The 19,893-nt window shown below is 45.8% G+C and carries 16 protein-coding genes; all 16 read right to left on the bottom strand.

Translation table 11 applies throughout. The features are described from left to right. Window positions 1–1,525 (bottom strand): lysine--tRNA ligase (lysS, locus tag ACLTL4_RS02870; RefSeq protein WP_412320207.1); only part of this gene is annotated, 1,525 nt, incomplete at its 3' end. 12 nt (window positions 1,526–1,537) lie between these two features. After that, a complete protein-coding gene (gene greA, locus ACLTL4_RS02865) occupies window positions 1,538–2,020 on the bottom strand; it encodes a transcription elongation factor GreA (protein ID WP_022118758.1) in 483 nt (160 codons plus the stop codon). Between the two features lie 497 nt (window positions 2,021–2,517). Then, the gene (dusB, locus tag ACLTL4_RS02860) at window positions 2,518–3,477 is read right to left on the bottom strand and encodes a tRNA dihydrouridine synthase DusB (RefSeq protein WP_412291177.1); all 960 of its coding nucleotides are present in this window, start codon (window positions 3,475–3,477) and stop codon (window positions 2,518–2,520) included. Next, on the bottom strand, window positions 3,467–3,817 hold the full coding sequence (locus tag ACLTL4_RS02855; RefSeq protein WP_147632476.1) for a DUF6145 family protein: 351 nt from the start codon (window positions 3,815–3,817) through the stop codon (window positions 3,467–3,469). The genes dusB and ACLTL4_RS02855 overlap by 11 nt, the downstream gene beginning before the upstream one ends. Window positions 3,818–3,914: 97 nt before the next feature. Next, window positions 3,915–4,895: a biotin--[acetyl-CoA-carboxylase] ligase gene (locus tag ACLTL4_RS02850; protein ID WP_173896348.1), complete on the bottom strand. Its 981-nt coding sequence runs from the start codon at window positions 4,893–4,895 to the stop codon at window positions 3,915–3,917. Between the two features lie 202 nt (window positions 4,896–5,097). Continuing rightward, window positions 5,098–5,367: a hypothetical protein gene (locus ACLTL4_RS02845; RefSeq protein ID WP_412291176.1), complete on the bottom strand. Its 270-nt coding sequence runs from the start codon at window positions 5,365–5,367 to the stop codon at window positions 5,098–5,100. Window positions 5,368–5,373: 6 nt separating this feature from the next. Next, on the bottom strand, window positions 5,374–6,363 hold the full coding sequence (gene argF, locus ACLTL4_RS02840) for an ornithine carbamoyltransferase (protein ID WP_173896349.1): 990 nt from the start codon (window positions 6,361–6,363) through the stop codon (window positions 5,374–5,376). Between the two features lie 71 nt (window positions 6,364–6,434). After that, entirely contained in the window at window positions 6,435–7,382 is a 948-nt protein-coding gene (locus ACLTL4_RS02835; protein WP_022118764.1) for an SPFH domain-containing protein, read from the bottom strand. 116 nt (window positions 7,383–7,498) lie between these two features. Next, complete coding sequence (locus ACLTL4_RS02830; RefSeq protein WP_412320206.1) at window positions 7,499–8,254, bottom strand: DeoR/GlpR family DNA-binding transcription regulator; 756 nt, start codon at window positions 8,252–8,254, stop codon at window positions 7,499–7,501. Between the two features lie 166 nt (window positions 8,255–8,420). Next, on the bottom strand, window positions 8,421–10,331 hold the full coding sequence (locus ACLTL4_RS02825; RefSeq protein WP_412320205.1) for a fructose-specific PTS transporter subunit EIIC: 1,911 nt from the start codon (window positions 10,329–10,331) through the stop codon (window positions 8,421–8,423). A 122-nt stretch (window positions 10,332–10,453) separates the two neighbouring features. Next, window positions 10,454–11,356 (bottom strand): 1-phosphofructokinase, encoded by a 903-nt coding sequence (gene pfkB / locus ACLTL4_RS02820; protein ID WP_412320204.1) that lies wholly within the window; start codon window positions 11,354–11,356, stop codon window positions 10,454–10,456. 307 nt (window positions 11,357–11,663) lie between these two features. Further along, window positions 11,664–14,147, bottom strand: coding sequence for a LuxR C-terminal-related transcriptional regulator (locus ACLTL4_RS02815; RefSeq protein ID WP_243860778.1), 2,484 nt, complete (start codon window positions 14,145–14,147; stop codon window positions 11,664–11,666). A gap of 352 nt (window positions 14,148–14,499) precedes the next feature. After that, the gene (locus ACLTL4_RS02810; RefSeq protein WP_412320203.1) at window positions 14,500–16,074 is read right to left on the bottom strand and encodes a nitrite/sulfite reductase; all 1,575 of its coding nucleotides are present in this window, start codon (window positions 16,072–16,074) and stop codon (window positions 14,500–14,502) included. A gap of 238 nt (window positions 16,075–16,312) precedes the next feature. Then, a complete protein-coding gene (locus ACLTL4_RS02805; protein ID WP_412320202.1) occupies window positions 16,313–17,614 on the bottom strand; it encodes a pyrimidine-nucleoside phosphorylase in 1,302 nt (433 codons plus the stop codon). A gap of 113 nt (window positions 17,615–17,727) precedes the next feature. Then, window positions 17,728–18,684, bottom strand: coding sequence for a GTPase (G3E family) (locus ACLTL4_RS02800; RefSeq protein WP_022118020.1), 957 nt, complete (start codon window positions 18,682–18,684; stop codon window positions 17,728–17,730). An 18-nt stretch (window positions 18,685–18,702) separates the two neighbouring features. Beyond that, the gene (locus ACLTL4_RS02795; protein ID WP_412320209.1) at window positions 18,703–19,884 is read right to left on the bottom strand and encodes a GTP-binding protein; all 1,182 of its coding nucleotides are present in this window, start codon (window positions 19,882–19,884) and stop codon (window positions 18,703–18,705) included. Between the last annotated feature and the right edge of the window lie 9 nt (window positions 19,885–19,893).

Here is a 19,893-nt window from a genome sequence, read left to right as displayed (position 1 = left end):
CAGAAGCTGTATTATTTACATCATTTTTCTTATTTACACCATCTAAGGACTTCATCGTCGGGAACAGCAGAACGTCACGGATTGCAGCGGAATCGGTCAGCAGCATACACATACGGTCGATACCGAATCCGATACCTCCTGTAGGCGGCATACCGATCTCCAGTGCATTCAGGAAATCTTCGTCGGTGTGGTTTGCTTCTTCATCGCCCTGTGCGAACAGTTCTTCCTGAGCTGCGAAACGTGCTCTCTGGTCGATCGGGTCGTTCAGCTCGGAGTAAGCATTTGCCATTTCCCAGCCGTTCATGAAGAATTCAAAACGTTCTACATATTCCGGATTTTCCGGTTTTTTCTTGGTCAGCGGTGAAATCTCAACCGGATGATCCATAACGAACGTCGGCTGAATCAGATGTTCTTCTACAAATTCTTCAAAGAACAGGTTCAGGATATCGCCTTTTTTGTGACGTTCTTCATATTCGATGTGATGTTCTCTTGCGGCTGCACGGGCAGCTTCAAGGTCTTTGATTTCGTTCCAGTCTACACCGGAATATTTCTTAACAGCATCTACCATTGTGATACGTTCAAACGGTTTGCCCAGATCCATCTCGATACCGTTGTAGGAAATGGTGGTTGTGCCAAGAACAGTCTGTGCAACATAACGATACATATTCTCAGTCAGATCCATCATGCCGTGGTAATCGGTGTATGCCTGATAGAGCTCCATCAGTGTAAACTCTGGATTATGACGTGTATCCAGTCCCTCGTTACGGAATACACGGCCGATCTCGTAAACACGCTCCATGCCTCCGACGATCAGTCTCTTCAGATACAGTTCCAGGGAAATACGCAGCTTCAGGTCTTCGTTCAGTGCATTGAAATGTGTTTCGAACGGTCTTGCTGCTGCACCGCCGGCATTGGATACCAGCATCGGTGTTTCAACTTCCAGGAATCCCTGTCCGTTCAGATACTGACGTACTGCACTGATGATCCTGGAACGTTTGATAAAGGTTTCTTTTACGTCTGCGTTCATGATCAGATCGACATAACGCTGACGATAACGGATGTCGGTATTGGTCAGACCATGAAATTTTTCCGGAAGAATCTGAAGACTCTTGGAAAGCAGAGTTACCTTGGATGCATGAATGGAAATTTCGCCGGTCTTTGTTTTAAATACTTCACCTTCCAGACCTACGATATCTCCGATGTCCATTTTTTTGAAAGCTTTGTATTCTTCCTCACCGATGCTGTCTCTTGCCACATAAGACTGGATATTGCCCTGCAGATCCTGGATATTGCAGAAAGATGCTTTTCCCATTACTCGCTTGGACATCATACGTCCTGCGAGCACTACACTCTTTCCTTCCAGATCCTCAAACTGATCTTTGACTTCCTGGCTGTGATGTGTCACATCAAATTTTGTGATCTGAAACGGGTCTTTTCCGTCTGCCTGCAGTTCTGCAAGCTTATCGCGGCGGATTTTCAGCAGCTGATTTACGTCCTGTGTCTTTTGATTCTTCTGTTCTCCCACTGTTGTCACTCCTTAATTAGATCTGTGGATGCTCAGTACTTTATAATGGATTTCTCCTGCCTGAGTCTCTACAGTTACTTCATCGCCTACTTTATGTCCCAGCAGTGCATGACCTACCGGTGATTCATTTGAAATCTTTCCTTTCAGGCTGTTTGCCTCGGAAGATCCTACAATTTTGTATTCCATTTCTTCTTCATATTCTTCATCGTAAATCTTGACGCTGCATCCAACGCTGATCTTGTCCAGATCTACTTCATCTTCTACAACTACTTCCGCATTTTTCAGAATTTTTTCGATTTCTTCGATACGTGCTTCGATATCTCTCTGCTCATCTTTTGCTGCATCGTATTCTGCATTCTCTGAAAGGTCGCCCTGTTCTCTTGCTTCTTTGATCTTACCGGCAACTTCTTTACGTCTGTTTACCTTCAGATCATGCAGCTCATCTTCAAGAGCTTTTAAACCTGCATAAGTCAGTAAGTTCTTCTTTTCTTCCATCTTTACCTCCTGATGCCGCTCTTAGCAGCATAACTTTAAGTGCAGCGAAAGATTTTCCTGCACTTTTTAACAAATAATTTTGGGAATTCTATGATGCCAGGGTCAAAAGGTCAAAATGTCGTTCTTGCTTGCAAGATAAGACATTTGAACTTGGGACCCGCTAAACATGAGGAAGTAGCTATTTACGCAGTAAATATGCGGATTCCGAATGTTTATAGAATTGCGAGAGTTACTTTGTAACGGAGCAATTCGCAGGCATCTTGTTGGGGGCAAAAGACCTTTTGACCCCAATATCATAATATACATTCGTGAAACAAGATAGCCACTTTTTGCAGCTATCTTGTAATCAAAAATTATACCTTGCGTTTTGTGCCTTGTCAAGCAATCTGCCCTTGTTTTCTGCGTTTTTTACAACAGTTCAGCCTTACGGAAAATATTGTCGTCCGTTTAAGCTTCCGGGTTGAACTGTTTTCAAGACGAACTGCAAAGCGTTTATCTCACTCCCAGCTTTGCAGAAGTTCTTCCAGGGCTTCCATGGATTCGACTTCATTCACTCTTTTCCTCAGTTTTGCCGAATGCGGAAATCCTGCGGTGTACCATGCAACATGTTTTCGCATCTCACGGATTCCGGTATATTCTCCACGGTACTGCAGCTGCAGTTTTGCATGACGCAGCATCATTTTTTTGACTTCTGCGATCGTCGGAGGCTCAATGATCTTTCCGTTTTCCAGATATTCGCTCACCTGACGAAAAATCCATGGATTTCCGCGGGAGGCTCTTCCGATCATCACGCCATCACATCCGGTCTGTTCGATCATGTTCGCAGCATCTTTTGCACAGGTGATATCCCCGTTTCCGATCACCGGAATGGAAACGGCTTCTTTGACCTGGCGGATGATGTTCCAGTCTGCTTCTCCGGAATAATACTGTTCTCTCGTTCTTCCATGTACGGCAATCGCTGCTGCCCCGGATGCCTCAAGAATCTTTGCCATCTCTACGGCATTGACACTGGACTCCTGAAATCCTTTGCGGATCTTTACCGTCACCGGCTTTTTTACTGCCCTGGAAACCCTCTCCACGATCTCTCCCGCCAGTTTTGGATTCTTCATCAGTGCGGAACCTTCGCCGTTATTGACTACTTTCGGCACCGGACAGCCCATATTGATATCGAGAATATCAAACGGCCGCTCTTCAATCTCGGCGGCGGACTGTGCCATGATCTCCGGATCGGAACCGAAGATCTGCAGAGCGATCGGATTTTCTCCCTCTGCGATCTGCATCAAATCCAGCGTATTTTTATTATGAAAGGAAATCGCTTTCGCACTGACCATTTCCATACTCAGAAGCCCGACTCCCTGTTCTTTGCACAGCAGTCGGAACGGCAGGTCCGTAACGCCCGCCATCGGTGCCAGCACACACGGATTTGCAATCTCTACATTTCCTATCTTAAGCTTCATCGTAATCGAATTCCTCACCCAAAAATACTACGCGATAAAACATTTCCAGTGCTTCCATCAGTTCTCGTTTCTCATTCTGAAGTTTTTTGATCTCCAGTACGCTTCCGATCTCGTCATAGAAGAAATCGTTTTCTTTCGCTTCGGTCTTAAATTCCAGATGACCTTCCGGCGTAAATTCCAGCATCAGGATTCCGCCTACTTTCTGTGTATACAGTACACACATGATCTGCAGTTCCTGACGGATGTGCTCCGGCAGTTTGGAGAACTGCGGATTCAGATAATATTTTTCTTCGTAGGCACTCGCTCCGCACAGAACGACTGTCTCGTTTGCTTTTTTCATGACGTTGTTCCTTTCTTCTTTCTGTTTCATGCGATGTTTAAGAATGCCTCTGGCATTCTTACTGTTGATACCAACAAATTGCCCGCTGCAAAGTAATTCACACGTATCCATACACACCGCGTACGGACACTTCTCCGGCGTAGACATTTTCTGTCGTTCCATCTTCTTTTTCCACCAACAGTTCTCCGGCATCGTTAATGCCAAGTGCTCTTCCGCGGTATTCGCCGCACGGGTCAAGCACGCAGACTTCACTTCCTCTGTTCACCAGCATCTGATTGTATTCTTCCATCAGTCCGGACATATCGCTCGTCTCTTCAAATTTTTGATAATATTTTTCCAGCCATTCCAGAGACCGCTGTATGATCTGTGCACGATCCACTTCAGCCCCGGTGATCATTCGCAGGGAAATGGCCTTTTCTTTCAGTTCTTCCGGGAACTCTGTCATATTTGCGTTGATACCGCATCCGATAACCAGGTAATGGATCGCATTCATTTCAGCACTCATTTCTACCAGAATACCGCAGATTTTTTTTCCTTCCCAGACCACATCATTTGGCCACTTGATCTGGCAGTTCAGACTGTAAAGTTCGTTGACTGCCCTTGTTACTGCCATACCCATCACCAGAGTCAGCATACTTGCTTTTTCCGGTCGGAGATTCGGACGCATCAGAAGTGTCATGGCGATTGCTGTGCCTTTCGGCGTCTCCCAGACTCTTCCGCATCTTCCGCGTCCGGCAGTCTGTTTATCCGCAATCACCAGCGTTCCGTTCGGTGCTCCTTCTTCTGCCATTCTTTTGGCACAGATATTGGTGGAATCAAGTGTATCAAAATATCTCACTTCACAGCCCGCCCAGTCCGTGTGAAGTCTGCTTTTTACTTCTTCCGCAGAAATAATATCCGGACATCCTAAAAGGCGATACCCCTTATTGTGTACCGCCTCGATCTCATAGCCTTCTTCTTTAAGCTGATTGATTGCTTTCCATACTGCCGTTCTGGATACGCCGAACTCTTCACAGAGCTGCTGTCCGGAAACAAATTCTTCTGCACCACGCAGACGATTCAGTATTTTACTTTTCATGTTCTTTTACCTCTGTTTAAAACTGCTTTGTATTTCCACAGTTACACTGAAATGCCATACGAATTGTTCCGTACCTCGTACTCTCACAATTCTTTCTACGATCCGCTTCGGTCAGTGTTAAACATGTGCCACCGGCACATAACACTCCACTATTCGCATATCGTGAAGCTTACGCTCCACTTTTATGTCTACCCTGGCATTTTTACATAGCCATGATCTGCATAATAAAAGTTGCTATGAGAAGCAGTGCAAAAATCATAAAAATAATGCTCGGTATGGTCTTCTTTTTATAATAACAAAGCACCATAAGTACCACATTGACTATGCTTCCGCATCCGACAGCCAGTGCCATCAGCTGCATGGCAATACTATCCAGCAAAAAGGTCCCGACTGCGGATACGATCACGATCACAGCGGCGGAGGCTCCTAAGATCTCCAGCCGTTTGATCCATTTTTCTTCTTTTCTTGACATAAAATTTTATGCTCCAAGTGTTGCCGCCATAACTGCTTTTATGGTGTGCATTCTGTTTTCCGCCTCGTCAAATACAACGGACTGTTCAGACTCAAATACTTCATCGGTAACTTCCATTTCTTTGAGGTTGAAACGTTCGCCCATTTCTTTTCCGATCTTTGTCTCCCAGTCATGAAATGCCGGCAGGCAATGCAGGAAAATAGCTTTCTCTCCTGCGTTTTCCATCACTTCTTTTGTTACTTTATATGGAGTTAATTCGCGGATACGCTCTTCCCAGACTTCATCCGGCTCACCCATGGAAACCCATACATCGGTGTAGATAACGTCTGCATCTTTGGTTCCGACCTTGACATCTTCGGTCAGTGTGATGCTTCCGCCGCTCTCTTTTGCATAGTCCTGGCATTCCTCAACCAGTGCTGCGTTCGGAAAATATTTTTCCGGTGCACATGCTACGAAATGCATACCGAGTTTTGCACATGCGATCATCAGAGAATTACCCATGTTGTAACGTGCATCGCCCATGTATACCAGTTTCACGCCTTTCAGATGTCCGAGGTGTTCACGGATCGTCAGCATATCAGCAAGCATCTGTGTCGGGTGGTATTCGTTCGTCAGGCCGTTCCATACCGGAACCCCTGCATATTTTGCCAGTTCTTCCACAATTTCCTGTCCAAATCCACGATACTCGATACCTTCGAACATTCTGCCCAGTACGCGTGCGGTGTCGCGGATGCTCTCTTTTTTGCCGATCTGAGAACCTGAAGGATCCAGATAAGTCGTTCCCATGCCAAGGTCATGTGCTGCCACTTCAAATGCACAGCGTGTTCTCGTGCTGGTCTTTTCGAAGATCAGAGCCACATTTTTTCCTCTTAAGGTGTCAACCGGGATTCCTTTTTTCTTTTTTTCTTTCAGTTCTGCTGCCAGATCGACCAGATAAATGATTTCCTCTGCCGTGAAATCTTTTAAAGTCAGAAAATTGCGTCCTTTTAAATCCATTTTTTTATCCTCCATATTCGCTTTCAAACCATTTCATTTTTCATAAATTCAAAAATGGCCTATACTTTCTTTTAAACCGGATCTGCTGTTTCTTTTTTCTCGGTTTTTACAGTCTCTGCAAGTGCTGTCAATGTGCCGGCAACATTCTGCAGTTCCGATGGTATGATGATCTTGGTTGCTTTGCCGTCTGCCACTTTTGTCAGTGCTTCAAAGCTCTTCAGTGCCAGAACGGTTTCATCTGCTCCTGCATCTTTTAAGAAACGAAGACCGTCCGCATTTGCTTTCTGAACCTTCAGGATCGCTTCTGCCTGACCTTCGGCTTCGCGGATCATCTTTTCCTTCTGTGCTTCTGCTCGCAGGATTGCTGCGGTTTTTTCTGCCTCTGCATCCAGGATTGCAGATTCCTTTTTGCCTTCTGCCACAAGCACGGTAGATTTTTTCTCACCTTCTGCACGCAGGATCGCTTCTCTTCGCTCACGCTCTGCTTTCATCTGCTTCTCCATCGCATCCTGGATTGCAGCCGGCGGAATGATGTTTTTCAGCTCCACACGGTTTACTTTAATGCCCCATGGATCCGTGGCAATATCAAGCGACGCACGCATTTTCGTGTTGATCGTCTCTCTGGATGTCAGGGTCTGATCCAGCTCCAGATCACCGATGATATTTCGCAGTGTCGTTGCAGTCAGATTTTCGATTGCCATGATCGGATTCTCCACGCCGTATGCAAACAGCTTCGGATCTGTGATCTGGAAAAATACAACCGTATCGATCCGCATTGTTACGTTATCCTTTGTGATAACCGGCTGCGGTGCAAAATCTACCACCTGCTCTTTTAAAATGACCTTCTTTGCAACACGGTCAATAAACGGTGCTTTCACATGAAGTCCGACCGACCAGGTCGCACGATATCCGCCAAGACGTTCCACAACCATTGCGGTTGCCTGCGGCACAATCTTCACGCAGGAAAGCAAAAGTATCAACACGATCAAAAGAAGTACGATCAATATCAACCATCCCATGTTTTCTTCCTCCTTTATTTTCCATCTTTTATTTGATGCCTGCTGATTGCTCTGTTTCAAGGCACTCCCGGCATCCTTTTCACTTTTTACAGTTTTGCCGTTTTTGGTATTTCTATCTATTCATCTTCGGAAATTTCCACGATGTTCGGCATCTCCTGGAAATTGCCCTGCGGTGCAGAATCTGTCAGTACGACGGCATCTTCTAATTTTGCAAAGCTGATCGGGCTGACTTTGTAAAATTTCGTGTGATCACAGAGAACAAAGCACCGGTGGATGCGTTCGATTGCTCTTTTTTTGACCATCGCTTCGTCCTGATCCGGTGTCGAAAATCCGGAGCGTTCGGAAACGCCGTTGCTGCCCAGGAAACCAAGACTGAAATTAAATTTCTCGATCTGTCTGCATGCCTCTTCTCCAACCACTGCTTCCGTGGACTGTTTGAGTCTGCCGCCGATCAGAATGACTTCCATGCCTTTGCGTGCCAGTTTCTGTGCATGCGATGGTGCATTCGTCACAAAAACAGCCGTTGTCGCATCGGAAATATAATCGAGCATACATCCGGTTGTCGTTCCGGCATCGAGATACACGAAATCATCATCCTGTATCAGCGATGCCGCATAACGTGCAATCAGTCTTTTTTCTTCTAAATTCTTTTCTTCTCTTCGTGACACCTGCTCATCGCGTATGCTCATGTTGTCAGCTGCAACTGCCCCACCGAAAACCTTGATCAGCTTCCCCTGTGCATCCAACGTATTCAGATCTCGACGGATCGTAGATTCTGAAGTATTTAAATGATCTTTTAACTCCTGAAGTGTCACGCTGCCTCTGTTTTCCAGAAGTTTCAAGATCTCTTTCTGTCGTGTTTTAGTAAGCATATTATCCCACCCCTTTTCATGCTGCAAAAAAATCATATAGTTACATCCCTTGACGCCTTTTATTATAGCTCATAGCAGATAAGAAAGTAAAGCAAAACCGCAGTGCTTTACAACTTTAAAGTCACTGCGGTTTTTCTGAGGAAAAGTTTTATGATGAAGTTTTGGTTTACTCGGCTATTTTTTTCTTAAGCACACCGAGCATCAGTGCTCCGACTACGGTTCCTACTGCCAGTGCAGCCAGGTACATCAGCGGATTGCCGACTACAGGGAACACGAAGATTCCACCGTGCGGTGCCATCAGCGTACAGTCGAATGCCATGGAAAGTGCTCCTGCAAGTCCGGAACCTATCACGCATGCCGGGATGACATGCAGTGGATCGGATGCTGCAAACGGAATCGCACCTTCTGTGATAAATGCAAGTCCCATGATAAAGTTTGTCGGAGCGGATTCTCTTTCTGTTTTTGTAAATTTATCTTTAAACAGAAGAGATGCCAGAGCAATCGCACACGGAGGAACCATACCGCCGATCATAACTGCTGCCATGATTCCGTAATTTCCAGCCGCAATCGATGCCGTTCCAAATACATAGGCCGCTTTATTAAACGGACCACCCATATCGGCTGCCATCATGCCTGCCACGATGATGCCAAGAAGAATCTTGCTGGAACCGCCCATGTTGGTGAGGGTTGTGTTCAGTGCCGTGTTCAAAGCTCCGATTGGAGGCTCTACTACAAACGTCATAACGAGTCCCACGATCAGAATGCCGAATACCGGATAGAGAAGAACTGGGGCAATTTTTTTCAATGCTTCCGGAAGTTTTTCGGACAATTTCTTTAAGAGAAGGATAAGATAGCCTGCCAGGAAACCTGCAACTAATGCACCAAGGAAACCAGACTTACCGTTTGCCGCAATCGCACCACCCACAAATCCGACTGCCAGACCAGGTCTGTCTGCAATGCTCATAGCGATAAATCCTGCCAGAAGCGGAAGCATAAATCCAAATGCAAGGTCGCCAATGGATTTCAGTGTTGCCGCTGCCGGTGTGATCGAACCGAAACTCTGTCGTGCTTCTGCTGTCAATGATGTCATATCTACACAAAGTCCATCGATCAGGAATGCAAGAGCGATCAAAATACCTCCGCCTACGACGAATGGCAGCATGTGTGAAACACCATTCATCAACTGCATATAAATCTGATGGCCTTTGGAGCCTCCTGCTTTTTTCACGGAAACTTCTGCATTTTCCGATGTCTGATAAACCGGTACCTTACCTGACATAGCCTGCTCTACCAGCTTATCTGCCTTGCTGATACCGTCAGAAACCTGGACTTCGATCAGCTTTTTGCCATTGAATCGATCCATCGGAACCTTCGTATCTGCCGCAACGATGATGCAGTCTGCATTTTTGATCTCTTCCGCAGTCAGCACATTTTTCGCTCCGCCAGAACCTCTTGTCTCTACTTTAATGAAACATCCTTTCGCTTTTGCAGCCTTTTCCAGACCTTCCGCTGCCATGTAAGTATGTGCGATACCGGTTGGGCATGCTGTGACAGCCAGAATACGGAACTGATCTTCCGAGGTCGCTTCATCTGCTTTCAGTTTTTCATCCAGATCCGGTGCTTCCTGATCTGCTTCATCGACGATCTTCATAAATTCTTCCGGGCTTTTTGCATTCTGCAGTGCTCTGGAAAAATCCTCATCCATCAGAAGTACGGAAAGTTTGCTCAGTACGTCCAGATGTACGTTGTCTTTGGTATTCGGTGCTGCAATCAGAAAGATCAGATGTACCGGCTCTCCATCAAGAGAATCGTAATCTACACCGTCCTTTACAACCATCGCTGCCAGTCCCGGCTTATCTACAAATGCACCTTTTCCGTGAGGGATCGCAATCCCCTCTCCGACACCTGTCGTTCCTTCCTCTTCACGGCGGTATACTTCCTGGCGATAAGCTTCCAGGTCATTGATTTTTCCGCTCTTTGCCATCAGTTCGACCATCTGGTCGAGAGCTTCGTTCTTGGATTTTGGAGCACCGTCGATCCTGATGCTTCGCTTATCCAGCAGTTCTGTGATCCTCATAAGTTCTCCTTTCTTACATTTCTTTTTTGTGATAGATTTTCTACAAGAAGCTAATTCAAAAGTGCCATACGAATTGCTTCTCACTTCGACATCGTAGTTTCAGGCTTTTGACCCTGGCATCTTTACAATGTTTTATAAATCGCTTCTACTTCTTCTTTTGTGGCAAAATTCTCAGAAAATGCACTGGCACTTCCGGTGGAAACGCCCATTTTGAATGCATGTTCATAGCTGCCTTTCTGCATATAACCTGCAGTAAAACCAGCCACCATGGAATCTCCGGCTCCAACCGCATTGATCAGTTTACCTTTCGGTGCCGGGCTTTCATATACGCTGCCATCCTCAGCAAGAAGCACTGCACCTTTGCCTGCCATGGAAACCAGAACATTTCTTGCTCCCATCTCCTGTAACTTCTTCGCATATGGTGCTACCTGGTCACGCTCTCTGATCTCCACTCCAAAGATATCGCCCAGTTCATGATTGTTTGGTTTGATGAGGAACGGATGGTATTTCAGTACATTGACCAGAAGGTCTTTTGTCGCATCCACCACGATCATGACCTCTTTTTCTTCCAGACGTTCCATAATGTCACTGTAAATAGAATCCGGAAGACTTGTCGGGATGCTGCCTGCAAGAATCAGCACATCTCCCTTTTTCAGTGTATCCAGTTTCTTAAGCAATCTTTCAAGTTCTTCACTTCCGATCGAAGGTCCTGTGCCGTTGATCTCCGTTCCATCGATGGATTTGAGTTTGATGTTGATCCGGGAAAATCCATTCTCAAGCTGGATAAATTCGGATGTAATGCCCATCTTCTCGACTTTTCTGCGGATCTCCTCTCCGGTGAAACCGGCGATAAATCCAAGTGCCGTACTCTCAATGCCGAGATTTTTCAGAACGATAGAGACGTTGATCCCCTTTCCACCGGCAAACATCTGCTCTGAACAGGTGCGGTTTGTCATTCCCAGTTGAAAATCTTCCACACCTACGATATAATCCAGACAAGGATTAAATGTTACCGTATAAATCATATGCCTTACCTCTTTCTTTTGCACTTTTGTGTGCCTCTCTGTTTCATGATTGTATTATACAATCATATTCGTTCAATTTCAATCATACTAATTCACAAATTTTCCTTTCTGTTTTTGTATAGTTTTCACAAACGTTCATTTTCATTCATATTCGTTCAATTTTCATTCAAAATTTGCCATGATGTCAGGGTCAAATTTGTTGCTCGCCATTTATAGAAGTGGGAGTCTTCTCCGACTGAGATAAAAAAAACCACGCACCACCGACCGATTCAGTCAGCAAGTGCTGTGGTTTCTTTTCTTTGCATTTTCAGATCAGTCCTCGTTTGCCCGCTTCCATCACGGCTCCTGCCTTATTGGAAACACCGAGTCTTTTGTAGATCTGCTGTGTATGATATTTTACATTAGCGGTTGTCATATTCAGCTCTGCCGCAATTTTTTCTTTTGACATTCCATCTGCCTGCAGTTTCAGGATTCGAAGCATTGTATCACTCAATGTGACTTCTTCCACACCCACTTTTAAATACGCCGGATAGAATCGTGCCATTTTTTCTGTCTCGTCCTGAACCTTTGCCCAGAATTGTTTATTTTTCCTTGTCTGTGCCGGATTTTTCTCCACTTCCGACGGCTTCCAGGAGGTCGCCTGAAGCAGAGGCCGGATAGCCGCACCTTCTCTTGTGATGATCCGTACAAAATGATATTCTTCTGCTTTTGTCAGTGCCTCGCCAAGTGTTTCATCCCATTTTTTCTCACCCATGCGGTACTGCGTGATCGCAAGAAGCAGTTTCACTTCTATATCAATGTAGGTACGCTGCATCACTTTTGCATAATAGGCACATTTCAAAAGCAGATGATAAGCCTGCTCGTTTCTGCCATTCTGCAGATACACACGCACTTTCGTAATATAATGAAAACGATCATAAATAGAGAATATCAGTTCTTCATCCGGTGCCTGGGCAAGCCATTTTGCAATCGCTGCTTTGTCCGCATCATATAATGCACAGCGAACGAGAAAGGTATCGATATTCGGCAGAATTCTTTCTGCATTTTCCTGCTGTGCTTTACCCTTGAATCTGGTCAGAAGCTCCTCCGCTTCTTTTACTTTTCCGGTAATAATATGAAGCCAGGCAAGCATGCCGTCTCCGACAAAACACTGCTCGATCTTGCCTCCTGCCTCCGCCTGCATTCTTCCCTTATTTGCAAGCATCGCAACTTCATAATTATCTCCGCCCTTTTCAAAAAAGCTTTCTGCAAGTGCCAGATTTACAAGCCCCTTACCATATTTTCCAAGTACAAATTCCACAATCTTGCCAATGCTTCCTGCAAGCTCGCGGTCACGCTTGCTCCACTCACAGAAATCCTTGCCGCCGTTCATCTGAGATGCCTGATTGCTGGTAACGGAAAACTCCTGCATTTTCACTTCTTTATCCAAAAGAAGCAAATATGCATTTTTCAGGATTTCTACCATATGGTCACTGCCACGGTGCGGAAGTCCGATATCCAGATACAGGATCTTTCCTTTCGCTGAACGCCGTTCACTTCCGGTATGTTCTTTTGCATATTTTTGAAGCTCCCGGTACCAGCGTTCGCTCTCTTCGGTATTTAAAAGCAACGACTGCAGCATACTCATGCCACACATCAGTTCCGGGCTTTTGCATATTTTTTCTTCCGGCAGTTTAAGATAATACGGTTTCAGTTCATAATAATAAGCATTGTTTGGTGCTATCCGAACATTATCGATCAGCACCGAGGCGATTCTTTCCGTGTCATTCACCTGTTGATACATGGAAAGAGCCTTTAACGGCTGCTTACTGATCTGGTAATAAAGTCCTGCATTTTCGTAAAGCTTACGGATCTGCTCTTTTGTGTATTTTCGCCTCAGCCTCCGGATCATGCTGATCCGCATTTGATTTCTGAGTTTGTAGACCGTTTCACTTCCGTTTCGGACAATATCCATGAAATTACCGATCCACTGAATCCTTTCAAGAAGCGATTCTACATCATTGCGTCCGGTGATCATCTCCGCCATATATACGGTAAAATCTTCCACAATTGCAACTTCCATCAGAAATTCCTGTATTGATATTTCCCAGCGGTCATAGACATGATATTCCAGATAATCCCACATCTGGCTCAGTGCCTCTCCCACCATCGTCCGGTATTCTTCATCTGAAAACGGTTTCGTGACATCCTTTTCATCCTGCCCCATACGCATCTGCCAATAGACACTATTTGTGATGCTCCAGCCGATCGGCATACCAACGCAGTATGCTTTTTCTTTTGCCCGCTGTTCTTCACTGAAGATCATCCCGGTCATGGCAATATACTGATCTGCCTGATCTTCATCAAACAGCAGCTCCTGCTCACCGATCACATAGAAGACTTCACGATACCGCACAGCAGTCAGCCACGGCGGTACCGCACAGCGTCCGCTCAAAATCAGCCACACATCCTCACGCTCCACAAGTTCGATGATCGCTTCCCGGATCTCCTCAGTATCATTCTGCATCGCCATATCGTGCAGACTGTTGATCACCACGGTTTTCCGCTGCTTGGAAACCTTGATCTCACGCAGTTCCTCCACTGTTACCAAACCAGCGTTAAACAGCGTATATTTCCGGTTCTTCAGATATCGCATGACCAGTTCCGTTTTGCCGCAACCGCTGACCCCATAAATATACGCTGTTATATTCTCTTCATCTGCCGCTTTCAGCCGCCTGATTGCACGGCGGGGTTTTACATAGCAGATTTTCTCCCCTTGCATCATCTCTTCCCACATGCTGTTTTCTGCCAATGCAACACCCCGCTTTCTCTGTTGTTTTACTACGTTTTATGTTTATAAGTTCCTCTTCCCAAGAAAAAGTATAGCAATTTTTCCGTGTTTTGTACACTATCCAAACGGCTAGTTTTTTTCTGAAAAACAGGAAAAATTTACAGGATTGTGAGAGTTACTTTGTAATGGAGCAATTCGCAGGCATCCATTGAAGTCAAAAGTTTTTTATCTCAGTCGAGAAGACTCCCACTTCTGCAAGTGGTGAGTAATAACAAGTCTTTCTCAGTGGGAGTACAATCTCCGACTGAGATAAACGCTCCGCGAGAATGTGCAGTGATTCTGAGAAGAATATGTCAGCTTTCGCTGACCAGAATCACGCACCAAGTCTCACGTGCGTTCGACTTGAATTAATCAGATATTTTTCAGCAATCTCTTTTAATTTCTCCGGTGTCTTTTCATACCATGTGGCAAACACGGTGTTTTCCTGCTGAACGGTTTTTCCAACTTCCATGAGAAAGTTCGGGATATCGCTTTCTTTGATCATGCCCCAGGATTCGCCAAATGCCTCCTGACCCTGTCTGTCACAGCCGTTCACATGAAGCGTAAATACCGGCTCTGTCACACCGTCAATTCTCTTTACTCCGCCGTGGAAACCGATCTTTCCGATTTGATGTGTCCCACAGGATGAAGTACATCCGGAAATATGGATCTGCGGCAGTACACCGTCCGCAAAATCATATTCTTTTGCTGTCTCAACCAGTTTTCTTAAAAGTCCCTGGGAATCACGCACACCAACCTGGCAGATCGTTGCTCCGATACAGGATACGGAACTTTCGAATAAAGTTTCTGCTCCGTCATCCGTAGCTGCAAGCACTTTTTCTGCTTCTTTTGCCGTCAGGTTGATGATATAGACTGTCTCATCCGGTGAAATGCGGATTTCTGCATCCGATACATCTTTGATGCTTTCATAGATCTCGCCAAATTTTGACACTTTCGGCACACCGCCGATCGGATGATATTTTACTGCATACAGTCCCGGCTGTTTCTGTGCCACGATTCGTTTGTTTTCTGTCTGAAGTTCACCGTCAGCTGCTTTTTCTGTAGCGGAAACAGCAAGGTTGAGATCCAGTTTTTCATTTTTCTTTACTTCTTCGAGTTTCTCCAGAAATGCCTTCACATAGCCTTCGCTTCCCAGTTTTTCCTGCATATAACGTGTTCTGGCTTTTCCGCGGTTCTCATAGTTTCCGTATGCCAGGAAGGTATTGACCATCGCCTGCACATAATACAGGATCTGTGACGGCTCTACGTTTTCTGCCACTTTCACACCCATGCGTGGATTGTTGCCCAGTCCGCCCGCACTATATACGGTAAATGTTCCGTCCTCTGCTGCTACAAATCCAAGATCACGGAAGGTCGCATGTGTCACATTGGCCGGAGAATTGGAAAATCCGACTTTCAGTTTTCGCGGCATGGTCACTTTATCTGCGTTTTTCAGAAGATAATCAGACACAGCCTCTGCATACGGCAGTACGTCAAAATATTCTCCCATTTCTACGCCGGAAAGCGGAGAACACATCACATTTCGCGGGAAATCTCCGCCACCGCCTTTTGTGATGATACCGACATCCACTGCTTTTTCCATGATGTCACAGACACTGTCTTTGTCCAGATCATGCAGCTGCACTGCCTGGCAAGTCGTAAAATGTGCTTTGTCCACATGATACTGTTCTACCATCTGTGCGATAAATTTCAGTTTTTCTTTTGTCAGTCTTCCGCCCGGCATACGCAGACGCAGCATGCTTGCCTCGCCGCCTTTCTGGGCATAGCTTCCGTATCCTCCGGAAAATCCTTTGTATTCTTTCACGCTTACTTCTTTCGCATAAAATTTTTCTGTCATCTCCCTGAATTTGGGAAGAGATGCTTTCCATTCCTGAATCAGCTGTTCCATACTTGTTCTCCTCATATTATTTATTCTTTTGTTTTAAACAAATGATGTCATAAAGATACTCCTGAGCAGATTTTCACTCCTGCCACCGCTTAGTGCTCCGTGCAGTTGAAGCGGGGGAATGCTTCTCTGCGGTAAAGTTATACAAATTGCTTTTTGCAGAGTAAGACACTTAATTTTACATCATGCTTTCTTTATACCACAATTTCAGTATGTTTCATAGGTATTATTTGAAATTCTTTTAAATTTCTCCGAAAATCATCGGACGTTTCGGCGGTTGCGTCTCGGAAAACCGGTATGCACGCAGGAATCTCTCTTCTGCCTGCCCGGCTTTTTCCTGATCATTTGCATGCAGAACCGCCAGTGTCTCGCCTTTTTCGACATAATCTCCGACTTTCTTTTTCAGCTCCAGTCCTACCGAAAGGTCGATCACACTGTCTTTTGTCTCTCTTCCGCCTCCAAGAAGCAGGGAGCAGACTCCGATTTCATCACACTGGATATGAGAAATATAGCCGCTCTGCGGCGATGGTACTGCAATCTGCATAGAGGCCGCAGGCAGTTTCTCCGGATGAGAAACTTCTTCTCCTGTGCCGCCCTGTGCTTTGACAAATGCTTCCAGTTTTCTAAGTGCATCTCCATTCTGGATGGACTGCCGCAGCATTTTTTCTGCGGAAGCGACATCCTCTGCCTTTTTGCCGGCGATCAACATCCGGCTTCCGAGTGCCAGAACCAGCTCCGTGAAATCTTCCGGACCGCTGCCGTTCAAAGTTGCGATCGCTTCCTTTACTTCCAGAGCATTTCCGATTGCATAACCAAGCGGCTGATCCATATCGGTGATCAGTGCATGCATCTGACGCCCTGCATTTTTGCCGATCGTCACCATCTCTTCTGCCAGAGCAAACGCATCTTCTTCGCTTTTCATAAAAGCTCCGCTTCCGGTCTTGACATCCAGAACGATCGCATCGGCACCGGCAGCCAGTTTCTTGCTCATGATCGAGCTGGCGATCAGTGAAAGATTGTCCACGGTCGCCGTCACATCCCGCAGGGCATAGAGTTTTTTGTCAGCCGGAGCCAGATCTGCCGTCTGTCCCATGATCGAAATGCCGATCGTATTGACATTCTTTATAAATGTTTCCACCGGGATTGCCGTTGAAAATCCGGAAAAGCTCTCCAGCTTGTCGATCGTGCCGCCGGTATGCCCAAGGCCTCTGCCGCTCATTTTCGCTACCGGAATTCCGCAGGAAGCTACAAGCGGAACAAGTGCCAGCGATGTTTTGTCCCCTACACCTCCTGTCGAATGCTTGTCAACTTTAATCCCATGGATTGCCGAAAGATCCAGCCGCTCTCCGCTGTCCGCCATGGCAAGCGTCAGATTTAAGGTTTCCTCTTCATTCATCCCTCGAAAATAAATCGCCATCATCAGTGCAGACATCTGATAATCTGGAATTTCTCCATTTGTATAACTTCGGATCATCCAGTCAATTTCTTCTTTTGCTAATCTTTCCCCATCTCGCTTTTTCCTGATCAGATCATACATTCTCATAATAAAACCCCCAATCCGCGGAAAAAATCTGATATCCTGCACCTCTGCTGTCCGCCGGAAGCTGTATCAGACCAAACGCACAAAACGCCGGCTTTCGCCAGCGTTTTGCTTACTTAGTTAAAATATACCATTTCATCTGCCGGCGGTTCGCACGGTTCTACCTTGCTTGCATACAGCACAGGACCTTTTCCGCGATAAAACTTATCGTATTCAAATGCTACCCTTGCAGTGACCATAACCCACTGTCCATGTTTCAGCTGCGGAGCGATCGGACTCTTACAGATGTAGCCGATCATCTGCATATCATCTGCACAGCAGGTCATCGCTTTTCTTCCCGGCACAAAATAAGGTGCCTCTTTGTTTTTGCTCTTCATGGCACGAGCCTTGAACTTCACCGTTTTCCCAACGTATTTGTCCGGATGGTCATCCATATCCACATAGAAGATACCGTAATCCACATCTTCTATTTCGATAATCGGAGCATCCATATCGTACGGCGTGTTTTCCTCAAACAGGTCGATCAGTTCACCATCCTCATCCTCAAAGCTGATATCACAGGAAGGATTGACAACCTTGATGCCTCTTCGATAATTGGTCAGCGGATCACTTGATTTACAGCGATTGAAGATCACCATATCTGCATTCTGCACCATCTCTGAGAACAGAGACTGCATATTTGCACGGTAGATCTGATAGCTGCTGCCGTCTACGATCACGATCTCCTGAGAAATGCCCCATCCAAGCGGCAGTTTCATCGCACGCAGTTTGTTGACACCCCAGAGCGGATTGTACTCAAGCAGCACTCGCTCCGGATGATATTTGCGATGCAGAACACGGAGGTTCTCAAATGTAAAATCCTCCGGCTCTTCAATCTTCTCGACAACCGTGTTGTATTTCAGAAGTTCTTTCTCGTCGTACTCCTCCTCACCCTCTTCGCAGGTGATCAGAAGTGTTGTTCCTTCTATTTGAAAGTAATCCTGTTTCGCAGTAAAATCCAGAAAAGAAGTTTTGCCGCTCTCCAGGACACCGGTCACAAGATAAACCGGTGTTGAAATATTAAAATCACTCATCTTTTTTTACCTTGTTCCTTATTTCGCAAACCACAGCTGCTCTAATTTTGCTTCATCCAGTTTGGAACCGATCACGCAGATACGTCCTGTGTATTCTGCACTTCCCTCACGGATATCCACTTCTTCCGGAACCATGTCAAAATAAGTCCAGACACCGTCTTCGCTCTCCAGCATACCTTTTGCACGCAGGATCATTCCGTAAGAATCGTCTTCTGACAGAGTTTTCAGAATCTTTTCAATCTCTTCACGGCTGTATTTACGGACGGTTTCCTTACCCCAGCTTGTAAATACCTCATCTGCGTGATGATGGTGATGATGATGTCCCTCGTGGTCATGGTCATGGCAGCCACAGGTGCAGCCCTCTCCATGGTCATGGTGATGCTCATGATCGTGATGATGCTCATGCTCTTCGTGATCGTGATCATGGCAGCCGCAGGTGCAGCCCTCTCCATGGTCATGGTGATGCTCATGATCGTCGTGGTCATGATCCTCATGATCGTGATGATGCTCATGCTCTTCATGGTCATGGTCGTGATGATGTTCATGATCACAGCAATGGTCATGCTCTTCTTCTACATGAGAAAGGTCGATCTTCATTCCTTCGATCGTGTCCAGGATCTTCTGTCCACCCAGATCTTCCACCGGTGTTGTGATGATCGTAGCATCCGGATTCAGTTCACGGATCAGTTCGATGGCAGCTTCGATTTTTTCCGGTGTTGCCTTCTTTGTATCGGTACGGCTCAGGATGATCGTGCCGGCTGCTTCTACCTGATTCTTGAAGAATTCACCAAAGTTCTTCAGATACATTTTGCATTTCAGAACATCGACAACCGTAACGGCACTGTTCAGTTTCACTTCTCCGTCTGCTTCCAGATGCAGATTTTCAACTGCATGGATAACGTCAGAAAGTTTGCCGACACCTGACGGCTCGATCACGATGCGGTCCGGGTGATATTTCTCTACCACTTCTTTTAAAGCGGTTCCGAAATCTCCTACCAGAGAGCAGCAGATACAGCCGGAATTCATTTCCTTGATCTCGATTCCTGCATCTTTCAAAAATCCACCGTCAATACCGATCTCGCCGAATTCATTCTCAATCAATACCACCTGCTGTCCTTTAAATGCATCCTGTAACAGTTTTTTGATCAGGGTCGTTTTACCTGCACCCAAAAAACCGGAAATAATATCAATCTTTACCATAATAACTTC

This window comes from Hominisplanchenecus sp. (assembly GCF_046967715.1).
Taxonomy (GTDB): Bacteria; Bacillota; Clostridia; order Lachnospirales; family Lachnospiraceae; genus Hominisplanchenecus; species Hominisplanchenecus faecis.
Note: the sequence above shows the minus strand (reverse complement) of the source record. Positions and strands in the feature narration are given on the sequence as shown.

What these genes read in the sequence shown, in the direction of transcription:
- greA (WP_022118758.1), bottom strand. Translation starts at nt 2,020, where the DNA reads ATGGAAGAAAAGAAGAACTTACTGACTTATGCAGGTTTAAAAGCTCTT.
- ACLTL4_RS02825 (WP_412320205.1), bottom strand. Translation starts at nt 10,331, where the DNA reads ATGAGGATCACAGAACTGCTGGATAAGCGAAGCATCAGGATCGACGGT.
- ACLTL4_RS02795 (WP_412320209.1), bottom strand. Translation starts at nt 19,884, where the DNA reads ATGGTAAAGATTGATATTATTTCCGGTTTTTTGGGTGCAGGTAAAACG.
- ACLTL4_RS02800 (WP_022118020.1), bottom strand. Translation starts at nt 18,684, where the DNA reads ATGAGTGATTTTAATATTTCAACACCGGTTTATCTTGTGACCGGTGTC.
- ACLTL4_RS02830 (WP_412320206.1), bottom strand. Translation starts at nt 8,254, where the DNA reads ATGCTTACTAAAACACGACAGAAAGAGATCTTGAAACTTCTGGAAAAC.
- ACLTL4_RS02835 (WP_022118764.1), bottom strand. Translation starts at nt 7,382, where the DNA reads ATGGGATGGTTGATATTGATCGTACTTCTTTTGATCGTGTTGATACTT.
- dusB (WP_412291177.1), bottom strand. Translation starts at nt 3,477, where the DNA reads ATGAAGCTTAAGATAGGAAATGTAGAGATTGCAAATCCGTGTGTGCTG.
- argF (WP_173896349.1), bottom strand. Translation starts at nt 6,363, where the DNA reads ATGGATTTAAAAGGACGCAATTTTCTGACTTTAAAAGATTTCACGGCA.
- ACLTL4_RS02805 (WP_412320202.1), bottom strand. Translation starts at nt 17,614, where the DNA reads ATGAGAATGTATGATCTGATCAGGAAAAAGCGAGATGGGGAAAGATTA.
- ACLTL4_RS02810 (WP_412320203.1), bottom strand. Translation starts at nt 16,074, where the DNA reads ATGGAACAGCTGATTCAGGAATGGAAAGCATCTCTTCCCAAATTCAGG.
- ACLTL4_RS02855 (WP_147632476.1), bottom strand. Translation starts at nt 3,817, where the DNA reads ATGAAAAAAGCAAACGAGACAGTCGTTCTGTGCGGAGCGAGTGCCTAC.
- ACLTL4_RS02850 (WP_173896348.1), bottom strand. Translation starts at nt 4,895, where the DNA reads ATGAAAAGTAAAATACTGAATCGTCTGCGTGGTGCAGAAGAATTTGTT.
- pfkB (WP_412320204.1), bottom strand. Translation starts at nt 11,356, where the DNA reads ATGATTTATACGGTAACATTTAATCCTTGTCTGGATTATATCGTAGGT.
- ACLTL4_RS02845 (WP_412291176.1), bottom strand. Translation starts at nt 5,367, where the DNA reads ATGTCAAGAAAAGAAGAAAAATGGATCAAACGGCTGGAGATCTTAGGA.